Origin of the sequence: Bacteroides sp. HPS0048 (genome assembly GCF_964240755.1) — a bacterium.
Lineage (GTDB): Bacteria > Bacteroidota > Bacteroidia > Bacteroidales > Bacteroidaceae > Bacteroides > Bacteroides nordii.
The window spans coordinates 184,034-208,704 of the sequence record NZ_CAXSVC010000002.1 but is presented as its reverse complement, the minus strand read 5'-3'; the positions used below and the strand labels follow the sequence as shown (position 1 = coordinate 208,704).

Below are 24,671 nucleotides of genomic sequence, written 5' to 3'. Positions count from 1 at the left end.
CTATTCGGCAAGCTTGTACTTCCCGTCTTTCATCTCTTGGAAAGTGGGGTTGTAACCACATTCTTTGACAGACCATTGAGATTCTCCTGTTAGAACATTGTTTTCAAACAGGTATTTGAAAGAACTGAAATCAGTAACATCTCCTTGCCCGCTTATACTAATCCCTTTTACTGATTTGAGACCTGAAAAATCAATGGACAAAATACCATTAGAACCAAAATCAGAATACGGGCATGTTATTGAAAGATTTTCGGATATTGATTCTACGTTAGGATAAGATACTTTATCTACTTCCATACCAAACATAAAAGAAGATGTTGCAATATCAAACTTCCCATTTATCGTTTTTAATTTGGGACATAGAATATTAGTAGCCTCAATCTCAAACTTAATTTGTTCATCAGCTCCATCCGTTCCAATGCTTTCCAGATTGGTAAACTCAATATCATTCTTAAGATCAGTAGTCGTAACTGAACATGAACCGAGAATCTTTTTCAATGACGGGAATGCAATATTATTGGCATTTGAATTACTTTCTAAGGTTAAGGTCCCTCCAATTTCCTGCAATTTAGGAAATTCGATTTCCGCCGCCGTATTAACACTTCCCGAATTCAATGCAATAGTCATATCTCCTGCCACACGAATAAATGGCATGACAAATTCTTTTACATAAGAATAATCTTTGCATTGGAAGTCACCCTGTATATTTGAGATTCCTTCCAACGTAAATTCTGTCAATCGACAGGATTTAGGAAGTAGAAGAAGGCTACCGTTAAATGTTTCCGGTCCTACTATTTTATTTAGTCGGGCACATTGTAGGGTAAGTGTATTTCCGTTAAAATTTATCTGGGACAAATCCAGCTCTTCTATGAGCAGATTACTTAATGTCATATCACCGAGTACATCTTTCAAAGAAGCTATATTGAGTTTATTGACTTTATTCGCATCCACACTGGTCTCTCCGCAGGAAATAAGACCGGGAAGTTCAACAATGGAAATCTCTTTGCAATTTTTTATAGTCAGTCCTCCAACCGAATGTAATTCGGTCATTGCAAGACTTCCGATGGAGGACATATCGGAGAATGAAGCAGTACCGACCACGCTTTCCAATGCCGGTAGATAAATTCCTTGCAGTTTGGGAAAATATTGGATTGTAAGTTCATTCCCGATCTGTTTTAGTGCTGAGAAAACAATGGCTTCGGTTGTCGCTGATTCTTTTTGCGCTACCGAACCTTTGACAATTAAGGAAGCTCCGACAGATTCAACGGCATTTGCATCCAAATCAAGTAAAGCATCGGAAGTTATATACATATCCTCACCAATGAACTCGACTTTGGGTATAGATATTTTTTCAATGACAGAACTGTTAACGACAAAATCACCGGTCACTCCAAGCAAAGAGGGCAGATTAACCGTTTTGAGCATTATGTTTTTACTGGCAGAAGTTGTCGAACCTAATTTGAAACTTCCGAGTTGTTCCAGATTATCCAACCCGGTCAAATCCGTTCCTTTGTAAGACGGATTGATGACAAGGGAGTTACTGATTTGTTTCAGGTTGGCAAGTCCGTCCAGATTGGTGATTTCTTCTCCGTCTGCCGTTCCGATGGTCAGGCTGCCTTCGATTTTGTTTATTCCTGTCTTTGCAAAATTATCAACCTCGGCTTGCGTGGCAAGTACTACGCTGCCGCTCTGTTCGATGTCTGTATATTGATAAGTATAGGAATATACTTTGCTATCCTGCATTTTGGAGGTAACTACGAATTTCCATTCATTCTCCCAATCCTCTATGGTCGATGGATTCGGGTTAATAGAGGCTCCCTCGCAAAGGGCATACTCTACGGTAGCCCCTTTCAGACTGGTATTATAAGGTATCTCAACTGTAATCTTGTCCCCGACTATCATGGCTTGATAGGTAATGCCATCTACAGTTAGAGCAAACTCGGAGATGAAGTGATCCTTGCCGTCTATTCCGCTTACTTCAGGGTCGTCATCACTACATGCAGCAAGGCAGAGCGTAGCGAAACAGAATAGGATGAAATGATATATTTTGTTCATAATGAATTTTATTTGTCGTTATTGTTGTTTTCATCACAGAACTTGAAAACTTCCGTGGAATTTTCCCCTAACCATCCGGCTTTTACATTGACTCCGGTCTGCACCTTGATAAAGTCGATATGGGAAAGGTTTGCAGACGTGCCGTCGATATTGAGCGCATCGGAAATCTTAAAATAGTTTCCAAGTGCTCCCGCGTTAGGATTGTCTTTATTGGGCATATCATCACCAATATTATCGGCATATCCCCACCCGAACGGATTATTGGACCACATGCCTGTCGACGGGCTTTGTTCGGTACGTGCTTTCAGGCATGTGCCGTATAACGTATAGGAATCCTCTTCAATCCACAAAGGATAATAAAACTCTTGCGGGTGATAGTTGCCGAGACGGTCAATCGCCCCTTTATTTCCCTTGTTGTCTTGCCATTGGGTGTCCATGTTGGGACCGGGACGGAAATAAGTTACGGCATAGTCCTGAATGGTTTCGGGTTTTCCATATTCAGAACCCTTCAGTTCATACCATTCATCGTTGGGCAAGCCGTCTCCATTGACATCTTGCATTACCCATACAATGCCCGGTTCATTTGACGAATCAAAGGCATTTCCTTTGATGGAAAAATCATAACCGCCTTTGTTTTCGATACTGTGGTCGAATCCTACTACAATATATCCTCCCCAACCTCCGAGAGAAACATATTGTTCATTATCAAGACGTTTTTGTGCGTAAGCACAGGCTGCTTCGTGCGTGTTTTCCCCATTGAAACCTGCTGTATTCGTTTCGTTTACAAATTGTCCCGGAGCCGGAACAAATTCATATACTTTATTGCTGTAAATGGAATTTCCGGCAGCAAAAGGTCTTTTTCCGGCCGCTTCACAACATTTCACCGGAATATTGACACTGACTTCATCGACACCGGAGACCGAAATATTACGGGTGAGCACTGCTTTTGTATCTTGATTGTCGTATTTCACAGTAAAGGTAAGCGTGTGTTCTCCGGTTTTAGCGGGTTTGAAACCGTAAACCAAAGAATTGGCTCCCTCAATCGGTTGCCCGTCCAAACTCCATTGATAAGAAGGCTCGGCACTTATTGATACAAAGGGGCGGACAAACAAAGTACGTCCTAATTCTACGTATTTGGTATTATTCTCGGTAAAATATAAAGATGACGGAACTACGATTTCAATCGGAAGTTTATCGACAACCTCAATAGAAACTGTCTTCTTTGATTGTCCGTCTTCATTTGTTACGGTTAAGGTCAGTTCATAAGTTCCCAACTCATCTTGCTTGAATGTATAAGTATTTTCCGTTCCGACTTCGTTTCCGTTAAGAGTCCACAAATAAGTAGCTCCTTCTGCATTTTGAATGTCGGGTGTAAGGATATACTCACGTCCTGCGACAACTTTAAGCCCTATAGAGGGGGTTACCAATGAAATAACGGGCGGAGCCAATTCATTGACATCCACACGAATTTCTTCCTCTGTGCTGGCATCCCTCGTATCCACACGCAGGGTAACGTAATACGAACCGCATTCGTTGAAAATGTATTTCAATTGAGGCTCGTCGGAAATGATACGACCGTTGCATTTCCATGAATAAACGGCGTAATCGACATTCTGATAGGTCGGCTCAATAACGACCTCTTTTCCTATCTTTACAACGTAGATTCCGTCCTCGCTATCCAACTCAATGACAGGAGGCAATATCACGTCCTGCGATATTTCTTCGTCTTTGTTGCATGCAAATAGAAATATCGTCAAGGAGAATAAAAGCAAATTCTTCTTCATTATATTTATAATTTTAATGCTGAAATTCCCTTGAAGAAAGTATTTGATTCCAATCTCCATTGGGATATAATAAAAAGGGGCAAATACTTTGCACTTGCCGTTAAAAAGCATTTGCCCCAAATTCATGTTATTCGTTTACGGTTACATCAATATCGTCTATAGCAACGTAAGCAGGAGTGTTCAATCCGTATGCGCTTGAATCGCTTCCTTCGAAATTGATAGCTACAGTACATACGCTGTCACCTAAACCGCTTAAATCCACTTGATTCCATCCGGTACGGATTTTATTGGTCAAACCTGATTCTGCATCTTTACTGGAATCGAAGTTTGCCAAATAGTATTCTACTTCCTTACCTGTAGGTTTACCCGTCGCATCCAACGCAACAAATACCACCTTAAACCATCCTTTTTGTGCCGACAAAGAGCCTTGTGTAAACGAGTTGCCATCCTTCATGACTAAGTAGGTATAAGTCGTATTACAAACCCATACGCTGTTGAATTTACCATATTTCGGTGTACCCTTGACAGGAGTGTTTGTGGTAACGACTCTGTAGCCGGTTGCATCGGTCAGGTAAATCTTCGCACATTTGTCATAGGTTGCTTGTGAATCATTGTATGAATCGCTATAACCGAAAGCTACAGCAAAATTTTTACCGCTATGACCGCCGTTGGGCCAGTACACGCTACATTGGTTTTGATAATCCCCCTGTGTCAGATTATGGAAATTAGAGATGGCAAAACCACCATTCCAAAATTCATATTCCCAAGGCTGTCCGCTTACCCATTCTTGTTCCAAATAGTTAATCGGGAACTGAATGTACGTACCGGTTTGCCCGATTTGAGTGATGTAGCCGGTCGTTACCTGCTTGCCGTTGGCCGTGGCAGAATAGAGATTGTTTCCATACTGGTCAGAAGCCATTACGCTGGAAGGTACGTTATCAAAATCGATAAGCGCATTGGTAGAACTTATCGCGCGGGTTTGAATCGCACTCTCCTCATACGGAGCAAGGAAGTCATCGTCGGATGAACATCCCGTGAACACTGCGGCGGCCATTGCTACAACAGCCATTGCCAAGAATCTAAAATTCTTTTTCATAACTTAATTATTAAAAGTTAAACAAAAAGTTTAAACACACATTCGTTTTTATTGCGACAGATTTGCAACGAATGAGAAATCGGTTATCAAAAAGAATATAGGTGCCTGTGGACGAGCCTCTGTTCATTTTAATCTAATGCCAATTATCCCGTGGTCACTAAATCTATCTCATCAAGCAGGTCTTCTGGCTCATCCCGCTTATCGCGCCTTCCCAGCTTTCACCAGTGGCAAAGAGTGCGATAAACTTTAATAGGACTTACAGCTGCGAGTACAGCTCCGGATTTTCACCGGGATTCCCTTTTAATTCCGTTCGACGCTTCGATTGGAAACTTGACTGGTGCAAAGTTAATGGTTATTTTTTAATCTTGTTTCTTTTTCTGTGATTTTTATTTCAAGAAAGGATTATTTTATGGCGCGAATTGTATTTTCATGTTAATCAAGCATTTATAACAACCACGAATAGTCTTTTCCCCTTATGAATAATAGCGTTTCTCAATTATGGTCTCTTTTCATCTCACGTCGGCAATTCTCTTCGGAGAGATTTTATATGCAAAGGTACAGCGTGCGTCTGGTCGTCAAGTATCGCTTTCACTAACGGTTCCCGGATATTCTTCACGGCAGCCTTCCACAAATCGAAGATTGACTTTCACTCCCCACCTCGTTGCAGGGCATAGTCGGACGAGCCTGACTGTGCTCTTACATTGGGCGGTTGGGTATTCCGTTTCATCCCGTACACTGTTTACTTGCCTTATCCGTCCTTTTCCCGCTGTCAGTCCTGCATAAAAATCATTCCCCGACGAGAAGCCAAAAGAGTTTCAAGAAAAGGAAAAAAAGAAAATATTTGACAATCTAAAATTTACAATTATGCACAGCAGGATTTTTCAAATTTCAACGGAGCCGATAGACAAAGAAAACTATCTGAATGAGGACACACTCCAGCAAGGAGACGGGAGCTTCTATGACTATTGTTCAGAAATAGACGAGGAAGACCGTAAAGAGGATATTGCCAATTTGGTCAATCATGCCTTGCCCAAAGGAATGTTCGAGCTTATATCCGATGACACCATGCGCTATAATGGTGGAATAGAGCAATGGAAAGAGGAGTATGTCGCCAATATCAAAAAAAGAGCGAATGCTCTTACGGCAGATAATATGTTGGAATGGGGTTCGACCTATTATCTCAAACAGGCAGTGGAAAATCCGTTGGATGTCGCCTATCATTTCTATTTGGATGGCGATGGCTGCAGTCTTTTGCCGAACAGTCCTTTACGTTTATGGAGTTTGTTTGTAGGCTTGAACCGGGAACGATACTCTACATCGGAGGAGTTGTTGATTACCACTTCTGATGTTTGTCCGAAACATTGGCAACCACCCGCCTCAAAAGTGGGTGGTTGCTCTCTTTTTTGCACAGGCTCCCCGGTTACTTTTATAAATATGCTCTGCAGAGCTTCCGCCACCGGTTTCACAGCCGGTATATTCCTGTTTTAAGGGTATAATCCCTTCACAGCCCCGACATACGCCGCAGGTCTGTTTTCGTGTGCAAAGGTACGGTGGACGAACATTGCCCAAGTACCGCTATCGCTACCTGAAATAAAATTTGACGACAACTTTCCGTAATCGGAGATGACGGTATTTCATAAAATTTCATTGCAGGTTCCTTGCTCATCGTTCTTGCATCCCCCCGTTTGTGACGCACATGAAAACAACCCCTTTGGGCGAAGTCAAAAGGCTTCAAGAAAAGGGAAATAAAAAAAACAATAAATCAAAAGACAATGAGCAAGTACGATTTCATCAAGCAAGGCAACCTCCTTTTTTGGCACACTGCCGATAATGATATAGAATGTCGAATTATCTCAACTCCCGAAAAAGTGGATAGTGACAGCATCATCTTAATCTCAACAAGCTCTTCCGAGACAGAGGTTTTGGCATCGGAGTTATTACCTATTGGCTCATCAAGAAGCCACAAAGAGGAGTTTATGCGCTGGAAGAAAGAGCGTGAAGCCGAGGGCATGGAGTTTTTCAGCCGGTTGTCCGAAGTCATGGAAACAGACAGTGATTTGGCTGTAGGCGATATGGTGGCGTTTACAAACGACTACGGGGTGGTATTTGGTCCCAAAGAAGTATTAGCTTTCAGAAAACCTTGGAATGGCTATAGATGCGTATATATCGACAGTGATGCTTATTGGTTTCCAGACCGTCCCGAACAACTCACCATACTCAGCAAAGGAGGTACAGAATGACAACAAACGACATACTCAAACGACTTTGCGGCAATATTGCCGCAGGTCGTTTCAACTGGCGAAAATACTGCACGCCGCAATCTTACTTCGGTTGGGAGATTTGCGTTACCCCTCTGCATTGCTCTTACGGACAGATAGGCTACACCGTTCATTTCCCTTATACCAATATACCGGAAGTGGAATACGATTGGGAAATGGGCAAACTGACCATTGACGGCGAGAAATGGAAAAGTTATTTGCGGAACGAATAATAATAAATATCAATATGGCACAGAATTTTTATACCAAATGGCAGGACGCTATACTTGCAGATGCAGGAGACTATGTTTCAAAAGAGTACCGCAGTTTCCAGACAGCATTGGTGCGTGAGATTTCCAAATATGCCGCAGCCGTTGGTGCAAAGGTGGCTTCCAATTCAAAAGGGCATTATGACACCTCCTGCTTCATTGAGCGCAACGGCAAGTTCGTTTACATCAGCCACTCTTCCGGTCTGTCACGAATGGGCAGCGGCGTAAGAATTGAACTCGATTCGTTTCTGATACGGACAGCTCAAAATGGAAAGGACTACCGAGGGGGATGTAACCAGTATTGCGACATAGCAAATTTACAGTCTATGATAGACGGTTTGTTGGGGAAATAAACTGCAAAAAAGATGCGGAGCCAACCAGTTCCGCATCTTTTTCTTTCCATCCTTACCGGCGCATACCGCTGCCGTATTCTGCCTCTTGTAGTTCTGCCCGATACTCTTCCAGCTCGTTCAGCTTCTCGTTCACGGCTTGCAGATTGGCATCCAGCCCGACATTGTGGTCGTAAGGGAAACGATGCTGCGCGACCAGCCCGGCATTGGTGGGTTGCCCGACATCAAGCGTATCGGATTCCTTGTTATATTCGACATATAGCACTTCACCGTTCGGCATCTCGAAGGCCGGAATCTTTTGATACGCCAAAGCGGAGAACTGTTCCGCCGCCATCTCCCTGGCAACCCCTTTTATTGTATCTCCGGCGATATCGACACCGTAACGCCGGATATGGTCTCGGATTTCCTGCTCCGTGAATTTCAACATCACCTCGTAGGTTCCCCCGACACTCCCGTTGTACACGACAGCGAAATTCTCATCCTCGGCAATAAGGCTGTCACCCTTGTTGTTCGTGGCCGATAAATAAGTATGCTGTTCGTTGATGCCATTGCCGTCGTAATACTCCTTGGCAAGCGTCAGCAATCCCTCGTAATCGCCTTTCTCCCGAAGTTCGTCAAGCTGCCTCGTGTCATCCGAAAATTGGAGATACGCAACAGAAGAATAAAATGTATTCTCCTTTGCTGCCGCTCCGTTTTCCTGCTTCTCGCCGACATTTTGTTCCAGTTCTTGCGCTATCTTATCCACCTTCTGGGTAATCATCGAGGTTGCCCTTTTCACGTCCAGAAGCGTTGTCTTGATGAACTGTGGCGATTCCTTCAGCTCATCAAGCCAACCTTTAAGATACGCGCAACTGTCCTCCTTGATATGCTTGGTCATGCCGTAACGCTGTGCGACCAGTGCGCTGCCTAACTCTGCCACCAGTTCCTCACGGGCATATTCAGGAGAACCGAAAGTAGTCGGCTTGAACCTGTCAAGTACGTTTTCCGCTCCGGTGGAGTGCGTCATCTCGTGGAACAGTGTCCCGTAGAACGATTCTCCCGATTTGAACTGCTCCTTTTCGGGTACGATGATTTCGTTCTTCGTGATGGAATAGTAGGCGTCATTCTGATATTTCGGCGTAATCGGACAAATCCACAGGTTATCCCTTATCATCGTATCGACTGGGGCAAAACTGAAATGCTCGCCCTCCTCGATTGCCGGACGCGAATTTTCTCGCTCCAGTTTTTGCCACAGCTCCGGTCTCGCTTCCTGCAAGTTAGTTTGCGCGACATTGAAGACCCGGAACACCTGCATCTTCGGATAGACATTGTATTGTTCCTTTTCGTCATCGGAGAGTTTCTTGTAATCGTCATACTTGATTTTCTCCTTAGTCTCCTTATGGATACAAGTGAACGTGGTGAGCATGACCGGAAAGGATTTTTCACCACGAAGCACGGAGACACGCGGCAGTTCCTCTCCATCCTTTCCGGGCTTATTGAGCTTCTGAACACAATCGAACGTGCAGAAACGGGGAATCTTGTACCCTTCTTTCTCGCAGTGCAAAAGCAGCATAAAAGCATTCATCCCGTTGTACTCGCGCCCGTGAAGGTTGCGGGGCCACTGTAGCGTACCCTCCGTAAACCAAGGCTTTTTCCAGTCCTTTTGAATGCCCTCGATTTTCTCGATCATCATTTCGGCGAACAGGTCAAGAGCCTTGTCCTCGCTGTTCGGTCCGTCGGCATTCTTCTTTCTGTAACCGGCCATAACCCTTATTGATTATAGTTAGACGAATCCGCCACATATTGCGTCAGTTCCTCCATCTTGCAGGAAAGGTTGATTTTCCCGTTGTGTGCCGACAGGTTCATTTCACCTTTGGCATCCACCTTTACACCCGGCTGCAACCACGCTTCGCGCTCCTTACCGAAACAGAAGAAGCGCACCCACTGGTACTCGAAGCCGTCATCGACCTTCTCTGCGCTAAACGCCGAGAACACCGTATAAGGCTGGTCTTTCTTATCCCTTTTTTCCTCGATGTTCTGGCCGACCTTACCACGAAACACCAGCTCGCCCTTGACGCAATCCGCATCATCCGTAGCGGCATTGCAGATTTCATCGGCGAACAGGTTGAAATATAGCTTGTCGCCCCGGCGTTTGAGATACATCGTACCCCTCACTTCTACACGGGAGCCGTTCCGATAACCGGCGGCTTCCTCCTGACAGCCCTCCTTGCGGACATCCACCTCGATAGTGTGCCCGCCACCCGTCGCCGGAATCTGTACCCGGAGCGGAAACACCAGAAATTCTTTCTCTTCTTTATTCTTGCGAACCGACGCATCGCGGCCGATAACGCCGCATACCGTAACATTACATTTAATCATCTGTTTTTTGTCTTTAATGATACATGGATCATCCGGACAAGTGATACATGGGTTGATTGATGTTGAACTGTTGTAGAGTGCGGTCAGTCGGGTGCGCGTATCATCGCCCAGACCATCCATCCGGCGATGGCTAATTGCACGCCCACGACAACGAGCGTCCCGATCCATCCCAACAGCAGGTAGCAGAACCGGAGGTGCAACGCAAGGAGGGAAACTCCCGCCAGACACTTGCATAGCTGTATCATCACGCATTTTATCATATCGCCATGCCTTTATCTTCGCAGGTTTTCCGTTTGTCCCTGTTGCCGGGTCATCCCCTGCTCAAAATTCTGTGAGGCCGCTTCCGACAGGATAACCGTATTCAGCATACCGGTTACACGCATCTGTTTGGCCTCTTCCGTGAGTGTACCGTTGTTCAACGTGGCAGACAACCGGTTCAGCTCGGAAGCGGTCAGCTCCCGCGAGACATGCAGTTCCCCGTTGTCCGCTTTCAGAATGGCCTTGCCGTTCTCGCCGATAGTCAGGTCGCAGTTCTTCATATTCGGCAACAACGGCTTCAGGTCGATGGTACGAAGATCCATCGCGGCGGATATCGCCGTCTTCTGTTCCTCTTCCTCCCGGTTATCAATCTGTGTGGCTAAAAGCATCAGGGAGGCGAAAGCGGTCATCGCCATCTCCACAATCGGGTCGTTGCATCCCGATATTCCCACACCGCTATCCTCCGACGAAAGGAGTTTTTTCATCCATCCGTCTGGCGAAAGGTTCTTTTCAGGCACGGTATCTTCCGCCGCCTTGTATTTGACGAGCAGGTCATTTCCGTTGTGCAGCATTTGCAATTTGATATGTCCTTTCTGTGCGATTTCAGCCAGATACGCCGCAGGGTCTATATCCCGTTTCGTCCCGTCGGCATAGATATTCTTCACACCGAAATGCAGATGTTCCCCGGTCGTCCGTGTCCCCGTATTGCCCGATGTGCCAAGCCGTCCGCCTGCCTGTACCGTATCGCCGACCTTGACGGAAATCTCCTTGAGGTGCATATAGGTACATTGTACCTTGCTGCCGTCCGTCCGAGCATATTCCACCGTCAGCGACTTGCCGCCGGGTGTATTCTTGTTCTGGTTTACCGCCACGACCTTGCCGCCGCTCTCCGTAGCCAGTACCGCGTCGGCTTTGCAACGGATATCCACGCCCTTGTGCATCTGTTGCTTTGTGCTGTCCAACGGGTCTTGCCGTGTTCCGAACGGAGAGGTAATGAACAGAAATTCCTCCCGTTCCACCGGGAACGAATACCCCGTTCCATGTTCCGCACTCTCGGAAGTCTGGAGCGGATTGTGTTCCACCCCGAACTGCCGGCCTTGTGCCGTCATCTCCTGCATCACCTGTCTGTCATACTTCTGCAAGCCGTTCTGCTCAATGATTTTCTGCAGGTTCTCGGCATACTTGCCGCCTGTGGCGTAACCGGCTTTCTCAATGCTTTGTGCCCAGCCCTTGTAATCGTCCGGGGAGAGTTTGAAGCAACCGGCATAGCGGCTGTTCTCCTTCAAAAAGCGGGAATGATGCTCGTATGAATCACCCACGCTGTCATAGCTGCAGAACTTTTCATTCGGCTTATCATCGGTGTAGATTCCGTATTTGCCGCCTTCGGCAATCCACGAGGAAGTTGCCTTGATGCCGAAATGGTTGTTCTCGTTCCTTGCCAGACGGCTCTGTCCGTTGCTGCTTTCCAGTATGCCTTGCGCCAATGTGACGGAAGCCGGGATGCCATACCTTCGCATCTGTGCCATCGCATAATCTGCGTATTGCAGTGCATATTCCTGATTCTTGGTCATAATCGTCACTCCTTATCTATGAATACCCCTATGTGTTTCCTGCTCGTCCTGCCGTTTATCCTGTAGCTCTATCTCACTGATGGCGACACGCTCACCAGCACGGACAAGTTTGGGCAGATAGCTGTCCAGTTGCGTCCTTGGGAACTCTGCGAAAGCCGAAAATCCACGTTCCGGATATTTCTTCATCGTAATCCCCAATATATCAGCTCCCTTTGCCGCATCCTCATTATAAAGCCGATAGACTTCTCCTGCACGAATCAGATACAGGGCGTCGGGATGCTTTTCCTTGAGGTTGTCCCAAAACTGCCGTTTCGGAGACATATTTTCATCATTCGTCTCTTCCGACCGATTTTCCGCCACCACCTCATTCTGTTGCCGTACCTGCTCTTCCGCTTTCTGTTCCCCGACGGATTGTCCCTTTTGCAGCACATCGGCAAACAGCGTAGCCGCCAAATGCCGCTTGTAGCCGTCACGGTCTTCCGCCACCCACATCCGTTGCCACTGCTGTGGAGTGACGCTGCGGGGCTGCAGCTTTTGTCCGTCGATGGTTGCCACACACTGGATTCCATCCTGCCTGGTCTTGAAGATGGCAACACGCTGAATACGGTTCAGGTCAATCTCCGGCGTATCGCTGCCGAACAAATCCACTTTCAGGTCGGGTTTGACCTCCGCCAGTGCATAATACTTGTGCGCCAGCTCCATCCGTACCTTGTCGATGTTGTCCATCGCCTGCTTGAGCGTGGAGAAAAAACGGTTCACATCCTCCTTGTCGGGATAGACGCTGTACCCCTCCTTGTTTTCCGGCTTGATATAGAGTGCCCAACGGTTCTTGTCATCCTGAATCATCTGCACGGCATCGAACCCGACCTCATTCGCCCGTCTGACAGCTTCCGACACGTCCAGCGTGGAGAGCTTTTCCAACGTGTAGTTCCTTAACCGGGCCAGTGTCACCATTTTTTCATTGAAATAGCTGTCATCGGGTCTGTAACCCAATGCACCGTCAGTATTATAGAAACGCACCTGCTCGATACCCTCTTTCTGCAATGCCCGTTCGATACGCCCCTTGTTCATGCCGGGAATCTCGTTGTTCGCCTCGGTCGAAGCTCCTGCCGGCAAAATGACATCCGCCGATTTCGCCTCCCGGTCGATGACGAGGACGATGCTTTTCGCCGCCTTGTCCGGGTGCTGGCGGATTTCATTCGCCACAAAGTAATGCTTGGGCATCTGTTCCTGCATGGTCGTGGTCTGCCGTCTGTTTCGCAGGGTGGCGTACTCAATTTTCTCGCCCCGTTCCGCTTTTCGGATAACATCAAGCGCATTGTTCACGTCGCTTTCGAGAGCGTCCATTATACACGGGTTTTCCTTGAACTCCCGACACCAGTAATCCACCGTCTTCAGGCTTGCATCGGACAAACGCGCGGGCAGTCCCAGTTCCAACATCTTGATACCCGAAGCCAGTTCCACAACCAACCTTTCATATTTTACCGCATCCTCTGACGGAGCCACACCATTCTTCATGACCATGCCTTCACGGGCAAGTCGTTGTTGATGTCCTGTGGCACTCACGATCTGCCGCAAGGCTTCCTGCACATAATCGTGGTAATGCTCAAAATCCTTTTGGCGCGGCATATAGACCGCATCTTTGTCCGTCTCGTAATGAGGAACTCCGCTACCGTCCGAGCGCACGGGAACGAGGTTGTCCCGCATCTTCAATAGAAAGTCGTTGAACCGAGTGCGCAACCTGCGGTTGTCCGCCTCGGCATATCCTCTTTCCTGAACACTGCCGTCCTGCTTTACCGCATCCTCGTAAGCCGGCTTGTCCACGTAGGGCAACGTCGTCTGGTCGATATTGAAAAGCGTGCGGATTTCTCGGTTGTGGACACCCTTGAACTGTGCCTTCTGCTCTTCGTCCAATTGGAGATAGGCGGTACGGTCGATGGTTTCATTCGGATTGTTCCGGTTGACATACTTGTTCCAGTTATAGAACAGGAACGGTACGCCCTGCTCATGCTCCCGTACCGCAGCCCCCCGTGCCTTGGTTTCACTGTAAAGCGTGAACAGGTTGGTCTTGCATCCGTTATTGTCCGAATGCAAGGCCATAAAGAGGGCATTGAACGGGCTGGCCGAGACCCCTTGCGGATAGAGCCGGGGAAATCCCTTGCCCGATACGTTGAGCCAATGGCCGCCGGCGTTCGATGCCCCGCCCAGTGCGGCAGACAGCAGTTCCGTCTGCTTTTCTTCGGCTTTTTTTTCGATTTGCGACTTTTCTTTCATATCATCATGCTTTTATTGTTCATGGATTTATTGGATGCCCCGTGTGCGCACAATCGTCTCCCGCTGTCCGTCGTCGTAATTCTGCGAGGCAATATGGCGCAACTGGTCGCTCTTGGCAAGCACGGCGTTCGCCAGCGTGTTCAGCGGCAATGCCCCTGCACGGTAAGCCTCCGCGACGGTCGGCGTGAGCTGGATGGTACAAGGCACACGGTCTATCGTGGCGATGAGCGTGCTGCCTTGCAGTACAGGGTTTACGATACGGGAATTGAGCGGTTCGTCGGGATAACGGCGGTACTGGTTTTCCGTATGCACGTCGGCGGACGGCATGGGACGCCCCAACGCCTCGTGTCCAGCCTTGTTCAGCAAGTTCGCGCCGCCCAGACCGACAAGGAGCATCTTCAGCAGCGGGTTACGCACGAACAGACCGGCCACAATACTCGCTATCGGCAACAGGTTGTCCCCAAAGCGCAACGATTGCGTCTTGCCGGTAAAAGCTCCCAGCAGGATGTCGGGCAGCATGGCCATGACATATCCGAGGTTGCCCGTGATATCGCCCAATCCCTCTAATCCCAATGTACCGAGCAATCCGCTCCATCCGTTCGTGTTGGTCTGCACAGCCTCTCTCTCTTGCTTTTCTTCCTCATGTGGAATAACCACCTGCCGTTCCTCTTTCTCCACTTTTTCCCTCTGTTCCATTTCCGGCTGTGTTGATTCCTTTGTGGATTTTACAGCCGTTGCATTCTTATATTTCTCCAAATGCTTCAAATAGGCTTCTTCCTGTCCGGGAGCGACGATGAGCGGCACATCCTTGTACCGTTCGGCACGTTCATTTTTCTTTTCAGGGTGTCCGGGCTTTTCGGACATTTGGAAAGGGGTAAACTTTGGTGTCTGCATCCACTCCAAAAAATTAAAGTTCATCACAGGTATTTTTTTCTTCAACTGCTCGTTGGCCGCCACAATAAGCGCACTATCACCCGTCTGTACTGTTGCAGCCTCCTTACGGAAGTCCGTAAACACGTTCCGTTCGCTACCGAACACACCTTTGCTGATACATTGCTCCACAGAGAGCTTGGGCGACTTTTCAGGCTCGAAGCGTGAGGCGACTGCCGAGATAGCCACGTCCGCCCCGACAAACTTTGCCAATGTCGCCCACGAACCTGCGCCACCCATCATGACGGCATCCGCCGTTGCGCCCAATACCCGACCCGCACCTTTTTCCCATCCTTTCGGACGGTAGGCCGCTTCGCCCCGTGCCTCGATTTCCTCAGCAAGCGGCGAGCGGTTCAAGGTCTGCGAAAGTCCGAGCAAGCTTGATTCTGCGGCTTTGCGGATGATGTAGTCGGCTGACGATTTCGGCATTCGCTCCTTGACCAGCCGGTCGATCATCAGTTCCTCTACCCGGTAGTCCATATAGGCGTAGGCAAGGTCACCGCCCAATTGTTCCGACAGTTCGTTGTACCGTTCACGCCCGATTTCCCGCACGACGGTATCGCGCCATTGCCCGGCCATGTATGCGAGGTCTTGCTGTATCTCCTTGGAGCCGGTAATCTCCGCCTTGCACATTCCGATGTAGTCCTCCGTCGTCTTCGAGTTCCATTCGCCCGTAACCTTGAGTACCTGGTACGGGTCGCCCATCGGCTGTGCCGCAGACGCCATTGCGCTGAGTATGCCGCCCAATGAGGTGGAATACTCCCTCATTTCCTCGCCCTGCTTCTTCGTGAGGAAAGCCTGCGTTTTCGACATGACGGGAGCGAGATGGCAATGGAAATAATCGCTCACAAGACGTTCTATTTCCGCGAATTGCCGGCTATGTCTGATTCCATCCATGTTGTGTATTATATATTTATCTGTTTCAATAGCTGTTCTTTCGTCTGCTCGATGGCGTTGTGGTAAACCTCCATCTGCCGGGGAAAGAACTCTTCCAGCCATGCGTCCTTTTCGATGTTGTCCTGCATGAACCGTATCGCCTGCTCCCGTTCGATTTCGACGGATGTCTCGCCCTCTTCCCGATTGTTGAACCATGCCTTGGTCCACCAGCGCACACCCGCCCGGTCGGGATAGACCGTGACAAGCCTCGGTATGTCGAAGCTCTGTATGTCGATGTCCAGTTCCGCCAACGGGTCTATGATGCCGCCATAGGTCAGGGCTTCGTCATGGAGTTTTTTTTTATGTCGCTGCTCGCAGTGGAGAGGTACACATCATGCCGCAGGGCGAGGTAATGCAGGAAATCCGCAATAAGGAGGTTCTGCACCTTGCAGGCCAGCGGCATGGCCTTGTGTCCCAGTCCGAGCGGATTGGCCATGCTCGGCATATTCTCGTAGAAATACTCCTTCATCGCGCCCACCGTGAAGATGTGGCGTAGCGACTGCTCCGTATTCCGGGGCAAGGTGTATGCTCCATGCCGCAAATCCTCCATATAGTGCGGCAGGAAGTGCAGCATCAGTTCCTCTATCTCCCTTTTGTCCCGTTCATAATCGGTTTTCAGTTCCATCTCCAAGCCGGATAAATAGTCTGTCTCGTGTCCGCCGGCCTGACGCATTGCCTGTATGTTCCCGTACAGCATCGTCAGGAACTCCAGCGGGTTCAGTTCCTCGCCCTTGAAGCGGACGGTCATGTGCAGTTTGTCACCGCTCAAAGCTACCGTCTGTCCGGCCTTTACACGCTGTCCGAATTGAGCGAAGACATTGGACAGATTTCCGTATGTCACCTCATACTCCCCGTAGCGGATGGTCTGGCAGATGCCGTGTCCGGAATCGTTGCCCACGCCCGACACAATGCCGCTGGCGAGGGCAGAAAGCATATAGCACCGCACGTTGAAGTCAATGCCGTGATGAAAGAATTTCTCGCCCGTCGCCGGGTCGGTCTGTTCGCCGTAGCCGAGCGACAGCTCCACGTCTTTGCCCTGCTGTTCCTCGAAAGGCATACAATAACCGCTATCGGATTGCAGGATCATTTCTTCTGTATATTTCATGCTGTTTACCTATTGATTCATATCCCTATCTTCTCATCCCTCCGCCATGCGTCTGTTCCTCTGCCGGAAGTTCGGGCGTCCGGGTGCGCTGCACGTTTTCTGTCTCCGGCGTTCGGAAGACACCCGCATTGTTGCCGATGAGCATCATGCCGAGGAATGCGCCGGCAATCTTGCCCAGCCAGCCGAAGCGTCCGAATATGAGGAACGCCGCCGCAACCAGCCCGGCAATACTCAGCCCCGACACGTTGCCGCTGCCGAGGTTACGGAAAAAGTTGCCGAACATATCAAGGCCTCCGCCACCGGAGGCTTGGCGCAAAAAGTTCGACACACCGTTCAGCTTGTTGTCGATGCCGGTTACCGCACCGCTGACCGAACTGACGGCTTCCCCGGCCTTGCCCGTCAGTTCACGCACTCCGTCCGCCGTCTCCGCGAGGGTATTCGTTGCCGGTTCGCCGATGACCGCATCGCTCACGATACGCACCACGCTTTTGTCGGTGGTCAGCTTCTCCCAGCCCACATAACCGACCGCACCGCCGATGGTCGCCGTCTTGACGGCCTGACCCGCGCCACGCAAGGTCTGCGAAGGGTGCAGCACTGCCTTACCCATACTTTTGCCGGTAGTCGCTGTAGCCGTACCGACACCTTTCATGGCCTTGCCGCCATATTTCAATAGTGTACTCCAAACGCCCATACGTTGTCTGTTTTTAAGGTCTTACATTTCTTCCTATCTGCCGCCAGCGTCTTTTGGCGGCTTCCACGATATCCCGTTTGTCGGCTGCCGGGCGTGCCCCCTCGTCGATTTCACGCCAGATGTCGCCCATCGTCGTGTATTTCACCGCCTTGGTCAGCCGTTGCAGTTTCTTGTTCATCATCTTGAGCTTCGGACGGATGCCAAATACGATTTCCATGCGCTCCTTCTCCGTCATTTTGTTGTCTGACAGGCACGCCATGCGGATGTCATTCACAATCTCCACGCTGTTCATAATCAGTTCCCGGTAAATGCGGTTCCGTTGCGTGGAGAGAGCAACGGCCAGCGCGTTGGGACTATTGCGGCTTACCTGTCTGGTAAAGTCTCCCATATTGTCCGTCAGCCTTGATATTTCGTGGTAAAAACCGTATATCTGCGCTGCGTAGCAGATTATCGACCGGAAAGAGTCCAAATAGTTGTTGAACTCCCGTTGCAGGTCGGTCGTGGCTTTCACTTCCTCTTTCGTCCACAGGTGTCCGGTGGTCTGTATCAGCATGACCTTCTCCTGGTTCTTCAGCTCCTTTTCCGCCTTGTCGGTATAGAGCAGGATCATCCCGGCAAGCACGGGGTCGTTCTGTGCCCGAACCTTGCCGATACCGATGCACAGCAATAAGATGCCTATCCAAATCGTCCGTTTCATCATTCACCTGATTTTATCGTGCAAGGACGGCAGCCCTGCGCCAACGGGACATGGCCATCCGTGCCGCCTCTCCGTTGTTGCGGTCGAGCATCCCGGCCGTCACGTTGTTCCACACGTCATTGAGGGTATAGTACCGTATGCTCAGGTAGAGCAGGTGCAGCTTCCGGCTGAAAACCGAAAGTTTGTCGTTCAACGCCCACAAGGTCTTGCTGCGTTCCGCACCCGTGAGCATATTCTCTTTGCCGCCCTTGGCCACTGCGTCATTCAGGAGCGTGAAGACCGATACCAGTTCCGTTGCCGTCTCGATATACAGATTGTTCATGCTCATGGAGGCGATGATGCCCTGCGGGTTGTTTCGGATGGCGTTGCCCAATTTCCCTAACGTGAGAAAGATTCTCACGCCGTCGTTGTAGAGATGGGTGCAGGCTTTCAGCGATGAAGCGTAGCCGCTTACCGTCTTGAGATAACTGTTGTACTGCTTCTCCCATTTGTGGATGCGGTTAAACTCGGCGGCGATGCTGTTCTGCAGCATAGCTGTCTTCGTCTGACCATTTATCTGTTTCTCTATTTGGTCATTGATAACCTCGTTGCCCTCGGCCAACGCCATCCATTCCAACGGATTGGACGCCGTGATTTGGGCTTTTGCCCAGTGTGGCATCAGGCAGAGGGCAAAAATGACCAGACTAATGATTCGTGATTTCATATATTCCCTTTTTTCGTTTGTTATACTCGACCCGTTCCCGGATAAGCGTTACCACATCGAAGTTGTGTCTGATGCCTACCAAATCAAGCCGGGGTGTATTCCTGTCCATCGAGAAGATGCGTACCGTCTTTAGGCCGCAAAGCTGCTGCATGAGGCTTTGGTGTTCCACAAAGTCCACGATACGATATTGTTCCATGTAGTCCGTCTTCCGGGACAGCACCCCATGCCTGCTGATAAGCTGCTCGCTACCGATGTGGTAGCGTGTCCGGCGCAGATAGATGAAACGGTACAGCAATGCCAAAGAAAGCAATGCGGCAACCGATACGGCAAGAGCTGTCAGAGGCAGTCCCTCCATGCCACCGTACACCCATGCTGCACAGCACAATACGATTGCGGGCAGCTCGTCGATGACGAACTGTCCGGCGTGCGGTTGCAGCACGATGCTTTGGAAATGTCCTGTGGGTGCATCGGTCATCATCGGCGAAAGTGTGTTTGTTGTTCCTCTTCCGGTGACTGTTCTCTCGCCTGTGTCTCATCGACCGTCTCTTCCTGTTTCTGCCCGGCCAAAAGCTGTTCGTTCCAGTCCTTGTTGGGATAGGTAGGCTGTTCACGGACAAAAGAGGCGTCATTCGCCTTGTCCAGACCGAGGAACTCCCGCAATCCTTCACGGAACTCCTTGTAATTTCCGTTCATGATATCCGTCTGTTCCCGTATGTCGTCCGGATGGCACAGGCCGCTCGAACGCATCGACATGGCTTCTTCCCATGCGGATTCATATTTCCCGTAGCTCGACCGCAAAGCGTCGGGCAGCAGGTCTATGTCTCCTTCATCGAGGTTCTTGCCGTCAGCGACGGAATCCAGATAAGGCTTCCGCTCCGGTGTCTCCTCGATGGTGGAACGGACAGCCCGGTACATCTCCTGTTGCAGGTTCTTGGCAAACTCGATTCCCGCAAGGTCGGTATCGAAACAGATGTGTTGCTTGGCAGGAAGCGAGAGCGTGAGGACACCCCGCATCTGTTCCACCGTCGGGTTACCGCCGGTAGATATGAAGACCGCTTTCCGCAAATCCTTGTCGTTGGCCTGATGAAGCTGGTAATAGGCCATCGCGTCGTATGCACTCTCGAACCAGTAGATATGCTTGGCTTCGGTAAGCGTAGTTTTGGCTGGGCTGGCAATCCATAGCCCTTGGCTCGAATTGCTCCCTTCCGCCTTCCCTTTATAACTGCCGCTGCCATCCATGCGAGGGCGCCCTCGCTCTTCCAGACCGACAACCTGTCCCGTATCTTTCGGAACGGTCAGCGGAAAGGCGAGGTTGGTGTATTTCATGCCGTCCTCACGGTGTTTCGTCGCCAGACAAAAGTTCCGGTGGAAGGCGTATTGCGTGTAAAGGTCGATGCCCCGATGCTTGAAGAACGGATAGAACTTCTTTTGTGTCGCCCGATCCTGCGGATTGAACTGGTGAATGTCGTAATCCGCCATGTCAAACGGCTTCACATCCCGTTTAGGCTGGATAATCCGGGTATCCCGGTCAGCGACGGGATGGTTCAGCAACCGGTTGCAGACAAGGTTTACCAGTCGGTCGGGAGACACACCGGCATGGTATTCCGCGAAAAAATGCGGATGCTCCTTGATAAAGGAAATGATGTTATACGACTTCTGCTGTTGCGGTTTGAAACAACATTTCCCTTGCTGCGTGACAATGAATTTGTCGTTGCGGATGCGCCGCCCCTCGCTGTCCAACCGGACATACGAGGGATAGCGCAGGCCGTCACGCCGGTTCAGGTGATAGCCCGCGTCGATAAGCACGTCCTGAATGTTCAGCCTGCGCAGAAAATCGTCATAAGTCAGTTCGCCCTCTCTCATGGTTTACCTCCCCATTCTCATATCATTGATTTCACGGTTCATCTCTGCCTCGAAACAACGGATGGCCACATCCCTCGGCGTATCGACACCCGGCTTGAAGTACGGGCGTGGCGGACCGCCGAAACACTCGCCGTAGAACTCCGGGGCATGGCAGTGATGGTGGATGCCGTGTGCGACACCCGCCGCGACTACCGTACCTGCGGTGAGGGCGGCAAAGATTTTCGTGCCGAGACCCCGCTGTGCTTCCGGGCGTGTTTTCATGTCCACTTCGCTGAAAATCTTGGAAAAGAGCTTCATCCGGTGATAGTCATCCACAGCAAGGAACTTGTCGTAGTCCCGTTGGGTTATCTCATGGCTGATAGCCTGACCGTCGATAACGGCGGTCATCCTGTATTTCCCCTCGGTCTGTGCCGGTTGAACGGCTATCTGGCTCACTTCGACTTCCCGCCCGTGTTTCTCTTCCCGATACCATCCCTTGTTTTCATTCAAAAACTGGAGGTCACGCCCGTCCACTACCGCACCGATATTTCCCTGTACGGATTCCTCTTGCTGTTGCAGCGAGGTTTTCACTGGCATAAAAGCCTCTTGCTCCTGCCGTTGGCGTTGTTTCAAATCCTGCTGTACTTCGGGATGCAGACCGATAGCGATGCGTTGATCGCTGTTGAGAGCCTCCATCGTCACTTTGTCGGAAAAGTCAGCCCCGATAATGCCGTTCAGCAGTTCCAGACGTTTCTCTACGGGCTGCTCCTCGATGGGTGCGGCAACCAGTGTCCTCACTTCCTCTTCCGTCAGGTCATAGACCATATCGGCTTGGACGCTTTCCGACTGCACGGTCAGCGTCTGCTTTTCCGCATCCACGACAAGACCGTGCGAGGCAAGGCACTCCGCCCATTTCTCGTTGGAGAAATAGACCGGAGAGGCTATAAGCTCCTTGTACGGCCGTGCCGGTTCCTTGCTGCGTGGACGGCTGACCATCGGCGTGATAGCCGCCTGCAAGTCCTGCAGCACATCCCGTTGCTGTACGGGCTGCTCCTGTTGATGCCCCTTGTAATAGAAGCCGTAACCGCCTGATTGCAGTTCGCCGGGCTTCATGCGCCCGTCGGGGCGTTCGGGTACGATGGACGGCCCCGGAAAGAACAGTTGGCCGCCGACCCTGCGAAGGTGGAAGCCCAACTGGTTGCGAGGTGTCCAGCCAAGGAACGGCGGGGGCATTCCCATACGCCCCATGCGCCCGTACTCGCCGATGACGATGCGGTAGCCGTGCAGCCCCATAGCCACACGATCGTTGGCATTGCGGGCATGGACGAAGTTCTTGGGCATATAGAAGTCCTTGCCCACGATGCTCGTCAGCACGTTGTAGGCCTTCTTGTTGGCAGTGTTCGTTCCCCAGTCCGTGAGTGCCAACATCTGACGTTCGGTGATCGGATAGACCAGCAGGGGCGAGTCATGTCCCTGCACGATCAGCCGATACCCTGCATCGTCAAGTGCAACATGGGCTTGAAGCCCGTTGCGCATCAGCATATCGCGCATTTCGGGCTGCAAGTCCATCTGCCGGGGATTGGTATTCGTTCGTATCGCCATAGTCTGATTGTTTTCGTTATGCGTCTCCGCTTTCCATTGCTGCCTCCAACTGTTCGTCCTTGAAGCGGACGAACTCGGCGGCGGATTCGTTGCCGACTGCAAGCCCTTTTTCCTCGCAGTAACGGGCGTATTCCTCCTGCCAGTCGGCGGAGAAATGATTGACGTAATCGAGCCAGCCGTATTCGCCGCTCTGCATCTTCCCGACAAGTACGTCTTCGGGATAATATTCGTTCTGTGCCATAATGTACGGATTGATGTTTTACTTATGGAGAGCTGTCGCACGATTGCGCTCGCCGCTCTTCTTCTGTTCGTTCCACAGCTCTTCGGTGTAGTCTTCCTCCGAAACGTAGTCAAGGTTACCGTCATCGTCCATGACCCAGCAGCCGTAGCACCCGAAGGTGTATTTGTCCCACTCTCGCTTGGGTTGGTTGCGCCATTGCTGCGCGTCGCCCGAACAGATGCGGATGCCGGTCTTGGCATGAAGGTCGATGCCCACTGTGGCAGGCTCGCCGCCCACGACTACCGTCAGCGGCTCGCCGTGCTGCATCCCGTTTACCTCCACCGTACCGAGGCGCATGACCTCGGCCAGCACTTTCAGGTTGCGTGCGATGATGGGCGTGGGGACATACATCACCTGTTTCGTCTCGGCGTCAATCTGTACGAAAGCCTTGCTGCTCCGTCCGTCCGACATTTCCACATCGGCGACAATCGCCTTGCCGTCGAGCAACTGTTTCTGCTGTGCTTCGTCATACCGCTCCAGTGGAGAGGATTTCAGTGCCGGATAGAACACCACATCCACCTGACCGTCGTCCATGCGGATAAAGGCAAAGCGGCTGCGGCTCTCGATTTGCCCGCCATGCTCGTCAGTGACACGCACGGGAAGCACGGGAGAATGCCGGCCGTTGCAGATGTCTTCCAACACACGCATCGGCAAGTCCTCGATCATTTCCCTTGTAAGACCGAATCGTTCCAGTGTCGAAAAGGGTAATTCATCAAATTCAATCTGAACTTTTTTCATACTATATTCATATTATAAAATTGTACTATACAAAGATAGAGACATCTTATTATGACGGACAAAAATACAGCTATATAAATGGTTGTAATATGCTGTTTTTATCTTCATTAGTACAATTATCTAATCAAAATCGTACTAATAGACGCAAAATATCAAACCAATACAAGAAATGACGGTAGTTTGTTTCCGACATGAAAATTCCCGTTATAACTTTGCCGAATGAGAAAAATTCTACTGATAGCAATATCGGGTATTTCATTCTGCACGATGCCCGTTCAGGCGCAGTTCAACACGATTGCCAAGACACCAGAAAGATACAAGGTAGAAGCCTTGCAGGAGGGTATGAAAAAGCCGGAGCCGACACCCGAAAGCATGGCTCCTGCACAGGAGACTTCGACAAAACCTGCCGATGAAAGTAAGAAGTTGTGGATTGACCGTTATCTCAGTGTGTCTTATCCATTGCAGCGCATCAGAATTACATCGCCATACGGCTACCGGAAAGACCCGTTTACCGGGAAGAGGAAGTTTCACGGGGGTATCGACCTGCACGCACGGGGCGAGCAGGTATTGGCCATGATGGAGGGGGTGGTCGTCAAAGTGGGACAAGACAAGACGTCCGGCAAGTATGTGACACTGCGGCACGGAAATTACACCGTCAGCTATTGCCACCTTTCACGGGTGCTGGCCGCCAAGGGTACGGTAGTCCGTCCCCGCGATGCCGTCGGTATTACCGGCTCGACCGGACGAAGTACAGGCGAGCACTTGCACGTCACCTGCAAGCTAAATGGCAAGAATATCAATCCCTCGGTTCTCTTCGATTACATCAAATCCATGCAGCAGGAGTGTGTGTCGGCATTAGCTGGACTGTTATAGG

At 50.1% G+C, this 24,671-nt stretch carries 22 protein-coding genes, 1 pseudogene and 1 riboswitch; of the genes and pseudogenes, 5 read left to right on the top strand and 18 right to left on the bottom strand.

Features of this window, described 5'->3' with window-relative positions; genetic code table 11:
* From ACESQI_RS02280 to ACESQI_RS02270, 3 genes are read right to left on the bottom strand one after another with little or no spacing between them, the layout of a single operon-like run.
* Positions 1–2,055 (bottom strand): DUF4971 domain-containing protein, encoded by a 2,055-nt coding sequence (locus tag ACESQI_RS02280; protein WP_007482766.1) that lies wholly within the window; start codon positions 2,053–2,055, stop codon positions 1–3.
* Positions 2,056–2,063: 8 nt separating this feature from the next.
* The gene (locus ACESQI_RS02275) at positions 2,064–3,965 is read right to left on the bottom strand and encodes a PKD-like domain-containing protein (protein ID WP_007482764.1); all 1,902 of its coding nucleotides are present in this window, start codon (positions 3,963–3,965) and stop codon (positions 2,064–2,066) included.
* A 1-nt stretch (position 3,966) separates the two neighbouring features.
* On the bottom strand, positions 3,967–4,935 hold the full coding sequence (locus tag ACESQI_RS02270) for a DUF4465 domain-containing protein (protein WP_004320565.1): 969 nt from the start codon (positions 4,933–4,935) through the stop codon (positions 3,967–3,969).
* A gap of 156 nt (positions 4,936–5,091) precedes the next feature.
* Positions 5,092–5,284, bottom strand: a riboswitch (cobalamin riboswitch).
* A gap of 515 nt (positions 5,285–5,799) precedes the next feature.
* Here ACESQI_RS02270 and ACESQI_RS02265 point away from each other — a divergent pair.
* The 4 genes and pseudogenes from ACESQI_RS02265 to ACESQI_RS02250 all read left to right on the top strand — a co-directional run bounded on the left by ACESQI_RS02265 (position 5,800) and on the right by ACESQI_RS02250 (position 7,815).
* Positions 5,800–6,281: pseudogene (locus ACESQI_RS02265) on the top strand (hypothetical protein).
* Between the two features lie 426 nt (positions 6,282–6,707).
* The gene (locus ACESQI_RS02260) at positions 6,708–7,175 is read left to right on the top strand and encodes a hypothetical protein (RefSeq protein ID WP_004320562.1); all 468 of its coding nucleotides are present in this window, start codon (positions 6,708–6,710) and stop codon (positions 7,173–7,175) included.
* Positions 7,172–7,426, top strand: a complete 255-nt coding sequence (locus tag ACESQI_RS02255; protein ID WP_004320560.1) for a hypothetical protein — start codon at positions 7,172–7,174, stop codon at positions 7,424–7,426. Before ACESQI_RS02260 ends, ACESQI_RS02255 begins: the two co-directional genes overlap by 4 nt.
* Positions 7,427–7,440: 14 nt before the next feature.
* On the top strand, positions 7,441–7,815 hold the full coding sequence (locus ACESQI_RS02250) for a hypothetical protein (RefSeq protein ID WP_004320558.1): 375 nt from the start codon (positions 7,441–7,443) through the stop codon (positions 7,813–7,815).
* Between the two features lie 52 nt (positions 7,816–7,867).
* On the opposite strand, the gene ACESQI_RS02245 is transcribed toward ACESQI_RS02250, so the two are convergent.
* The 15 genes from ACESQI_RS02245 to ACESQI_RS02175 form a co-directional block, all read right to left on the bottom strand.
* Positions 7,868–9,556 (bottom strand): zincin-like metallopeptidase domain-containing protein, encoded by a 1,689-nt coding sequence (locus ACESQI_RS02245; RefSeq protein ID WP_005680013.1) that lies wholly within the window; start codon positions 9,554–9,556, stop codon positions 7,868–7,870.
* A gap of 5 nt (positions 9,557–9,561) precedes the next feature.
* Positions 9,562–10,170: a hypothetical protein gene (locus ACESQI_RS02240; RefSeq protein WP_004320554.1), complete on the bottom strand. Its 609-nt coding sequence runs from the start codon at positions 10,168–10,170 to the stop codon at positions 9,562–9,564.
* A 272-nt stretch (positions 10,171–10,442) separates the two neighbouring features.
* Entirely contained in the window at positions 10,443–11,999 is a 1,557-nt protein-coding gene (locus ACESQI_RS02235; RefSeq protein ID WP_004320549.1) for a glucosaminidase domain-containing protein, read from the bottom strand.
* Between the two features lie 12 nt (positions 12,000–12,011).
* Complete coding sequence (locus ACESQI_RS02230; protein ID WP_004320548.1) at positions 12,012–14,273, bottom strand: zincin-like metallopeptidase domain-containing protein; 2,262 nt, start codon at positions 14,271–14,273, stop codon at positions 12,012–12,014.
* Positions 14,274–14,300: 27 nt separating this feature from the next.
* The gene (locus ACESQI_RS02225) at positions 14,301–16,100 is read right to left on the bottom strand and encodes a hypothetical protein (RefSeq protein ID WP_004320545.1); all 1,800 of its coding nucleotides are present in this window, start codon (positions 16,098–16,100) and stop codon (positions 14,301–14,303) included.
* Positions 16,101–16,108: 8 nt separating this feature from the next.
* Positions 16,109–16,390, bottom strand: a complete 282-nt coding sequence (locus ACESQI_RS02220; protein WP_004301295.1) for a hypothetical protein — start codon at positions 16,388–16,390, stop codon at positions 16,109–16,111.
* A 23-nt stretch (positions 16,391–16,413) separates the two neighbouring features.
* Positions 16,414–17,244, bottom strand: coding sequence for a M23 family metallopeptidase (locus tag ACESQI_RS02215; RefSeq protein ID WP_004320543.1), 831 nt, complete (start codon positions 17,242–17,244; stop codon positions 16,414–16,416).
* A gap of 25 nt (positions 17,245–17,269) precedes the next feature.
* Positions 17,270–17,935: a hypothetical protein gene (locus tag ACESQI_RS02210; RefSeq protein ID WP_004320541.1), complete on the bottom strand. Its 666-nt coding sequence runs from the start codon at positions 17,933–17,935 to the stop codon at positions 17,270–17,272.
* Between the two features lie 13 nt (positions 17,936–17,948).
* Entirely contained in the window at positions 17,949–18,632 is a 684-nt protein-coding gene (locus tag ACESQI_RS02205; RefSeq protein ID WP_004320540.1) for a hypothetical protein, read from the bottom strand.
* Between the two features lie 13 nt (positions 18,633–18,645).
* Positions 18,646–19,335, bottom strand: coding sequence for a hypothetical protein (locus ACESQI_RS02200; protein ID WP_004320537.1), 690 nt, complete (start codon positions 19,333–19,335; stop codon positions 18,646–18,648).
* The gene (locus ACESQI_RS02195) at positions 19,316–19,813 is read right to left on the bottom strand and encodes a PH domain-containing protein (protein ID WP_004320535.1); all 498 of its coding nucleotides are present in this window, start codon (positions 19,811–19,813) and stop codon (positions 19,316–19,318) included. The genes ACESQI_RS02200 and ACESQI_RS02195 overlap by 20 nt, the downstream gene beginning before the upstream one ends.
* Positions 19,810–21,198, bottom strand: a complete 1,389-nt coding sequence (locus tag ACESQI_RS02190; protein WP_004320533.1) for a toprim domain-containing protein — start codon at positions 21,196–21,198, stop codon at positions 19,810–19,812. Before ACESQI_RS02190 ends, ACESQI_RS02195 begins: the two co-directional genes overlap by 4 nt.
* A gap of 3 nt (positions 21,199–21,201) precedes the next feature.
* Entirely contained in the window at positions 21,202–22,779 is a 1,578-nt protein-coding gene (locus ACESQI_RS02185) for a hypothetical protein (RefSeq protein WP_007482754.1), read from the bottom strand.
* Positions 22,780–22,795: 16 nt separating this feature from the next.
* A complete protein-coding gene (locus tag ACESQI_RS02180; RefSeq protein WP_004320530.1) occupies positions 22,796–23,020 on the bottom strand; it encodes a hypothetical protein in 225 nt (74 codons plus the stop codon).
* 18 nt (positions 23,021–23,038) lie between these two features.
* Positions 23,039–23,797, bottom strand: a complete 759-nt coding sequence (locus tag ACESQI_RS02175; protein ID WP_004320528.1) for a DUF4099 domain-containing protein — start codon at positions 23,795–23,797, stop codon at positions 23,039–23,041.
* Between the two features lie 219 nt (positions 23,798–24,016).
* On the opposite strand from ACESQI_RS02175, the gene ACESQI_RS02170 reads away from it, so the two are divergent.
* Positions 24,017–24,670 (top strand): M23 family metallopeptidase, encoded by a 654-nt coding sequence (locus tag ACESQI_RS02170; protein ID WP_004320525.1) that lies wholly within the window; start codon positions 24,017–24,019, stop codon positions 24,668–24,670.
* The last annotated feature ends 1 nt before the right edge of the window (position 24,671 follow it).

Bases quoted from the DNA above. Each gene is read 5' to 3' on its own strand.
- ACESQI_RS02280 (WP_007482766.1), bottom strand. From the start codon at position 2,055: ATGAACAAAATATATCATTTCATCCTATTCTGTTTCGCTACGCTCTGC.
- ACESQI_RS02275 (WP_007482764.1), bottom strand. From the start codon at position 3,965: ATGAATTTGGGGCAAATGCTTTTTAACGGCAAGTGCAAAGTATTTGCC.
- ACESQI_RS02270 (WP_004320565.1), bottom strand. From the start codon at position 4,935: ATGAAAAAGAATTTTAGATTCTTGGCAATGGCTGTTGTAGCAATGGCC.
- ACESQI_RS02260 (WP_004320562.1), top strand. From the start codon at position 6,708: ATGAGCAAGTACGATTTCATCAAGCAAGGCAACCTCCTTTTTTGGCAC.
- ACESQI_RS02255 (WP_004320560.1), top strand. From the start codon at position 7,172: ATGACAACAAACGACATACTCAAACGACTTTGCGGCAATATTGCCGCA.
- ACESQI_RS02250 (WP_004320558.1), top strand. From the start codon at position 7,441: ATGGCACAGAATTTTTATACCAAATGGCAGGACGCTATACTTGCAGAT.
- ACESQI_RS02245 (WP_005680013.1), bottom strand. From the start codon at position 9,556: ATGGCCGGTTACAGAAAGAAGAATGCCGACGGACCGAACAGCGAGGAC.
- ACESQI_RS02240 (WP_004320554.1), bottom strand. From the start codon at position 10,170: ATGATTAAATGTAATGTTACGGTATGCGGCGTTATCGGCCGCGATGCG.
- ACESQI_RS02235 (WP_004320549.1), bottom strand. From the start codon at position 11,999: ATGACCAAGAATCAGGAATATGCACTGCAATACGCAGATTATGCGATG.
- ACESQI_RS02230 (WP_004320548.1), bottom strand. From the start codon at position 14,273: ATGAAAGAAAAGTCGCAAATCGAAAAAAAAGCCGAAGAAAAGCAGACG.
- ACESQI_RS02225 (WP_004320545.1), bottom strand. From the start codon at position 16,100: ATGGATGGAATCAGACATAGCCGGCAATTCGCGGAAATAGAACGTCTT.
- ACESQI_RS02215 (WP_004320543.1), bottom strand. From the start codon at position 17,244: ATGAAATATACAGAAGAAATGATCCTGCAATCCGATAGCGGTTATTGT.
- ACESQI_RS02210 (WP_004320541.1), bottom strand. From the start codon at position 17,935: ATGGGCGTTTGGAGTACACTATTGAAATATGGCGGCAAGGCCATGAAA.
- ACESQI_RS02205 (WP_004320540.1), bottom strand. From the start codon at position 18,632: ATGAAACGGACGATTTGGATAGGCATCTTATTGCTGTGCATCGGTATC.
- ACESQI_RS02200 (WP_004320537.1), bottom strand. From the start codon at position 19,335: ATGAAATCACGAATCATTAGTCTGGTCATTTTTGCCCTCTGCCTGATG.
- ACESQI_RS02195 (WP_004320535.1), bottom strand. From the start codon at position 19,813: ATGATGACCGATGCACCCACAGGACATTTCCAAAGCATCGTGCTGCAA.
- ACESQI_RS02190 (WP_004320533.1), bottom strand. From the start codon at position 21,198: ATGAGAGAGGGCGAACTGACTTATGACGATTTTCTGCGCAGGCTGAAC.
- ACESQI_RS02185 (WP_007482754.1), bottom strand. From the start codon at position 22,779: ATGGCGATACGAACGAATACCAATCCCCGGCAGATGGACTTGCAGCCC.
- ACESQI_RS02180 (WP_004320530.1), bottom strand. From the start codon at position 23,020: ATGGCACAGAACGAATATTATCCCGAAGACGTACTTGTCGGGAAGATG.
- ACESQI_RS02175 (WP_004320528.1), bottom strand. From the start codon at position 23,797: ATGAAAAAAGTTCAGATTGAATTTGATGAATTACCCTTTTCGACACTG.
- ACESQI_RS02170 (WP_004320525.1), top strand. From the start codon at position 24,017: ATGAGAAAAATTCTACTGATAGCAATATCGGGTATTTCATTCTGCACG.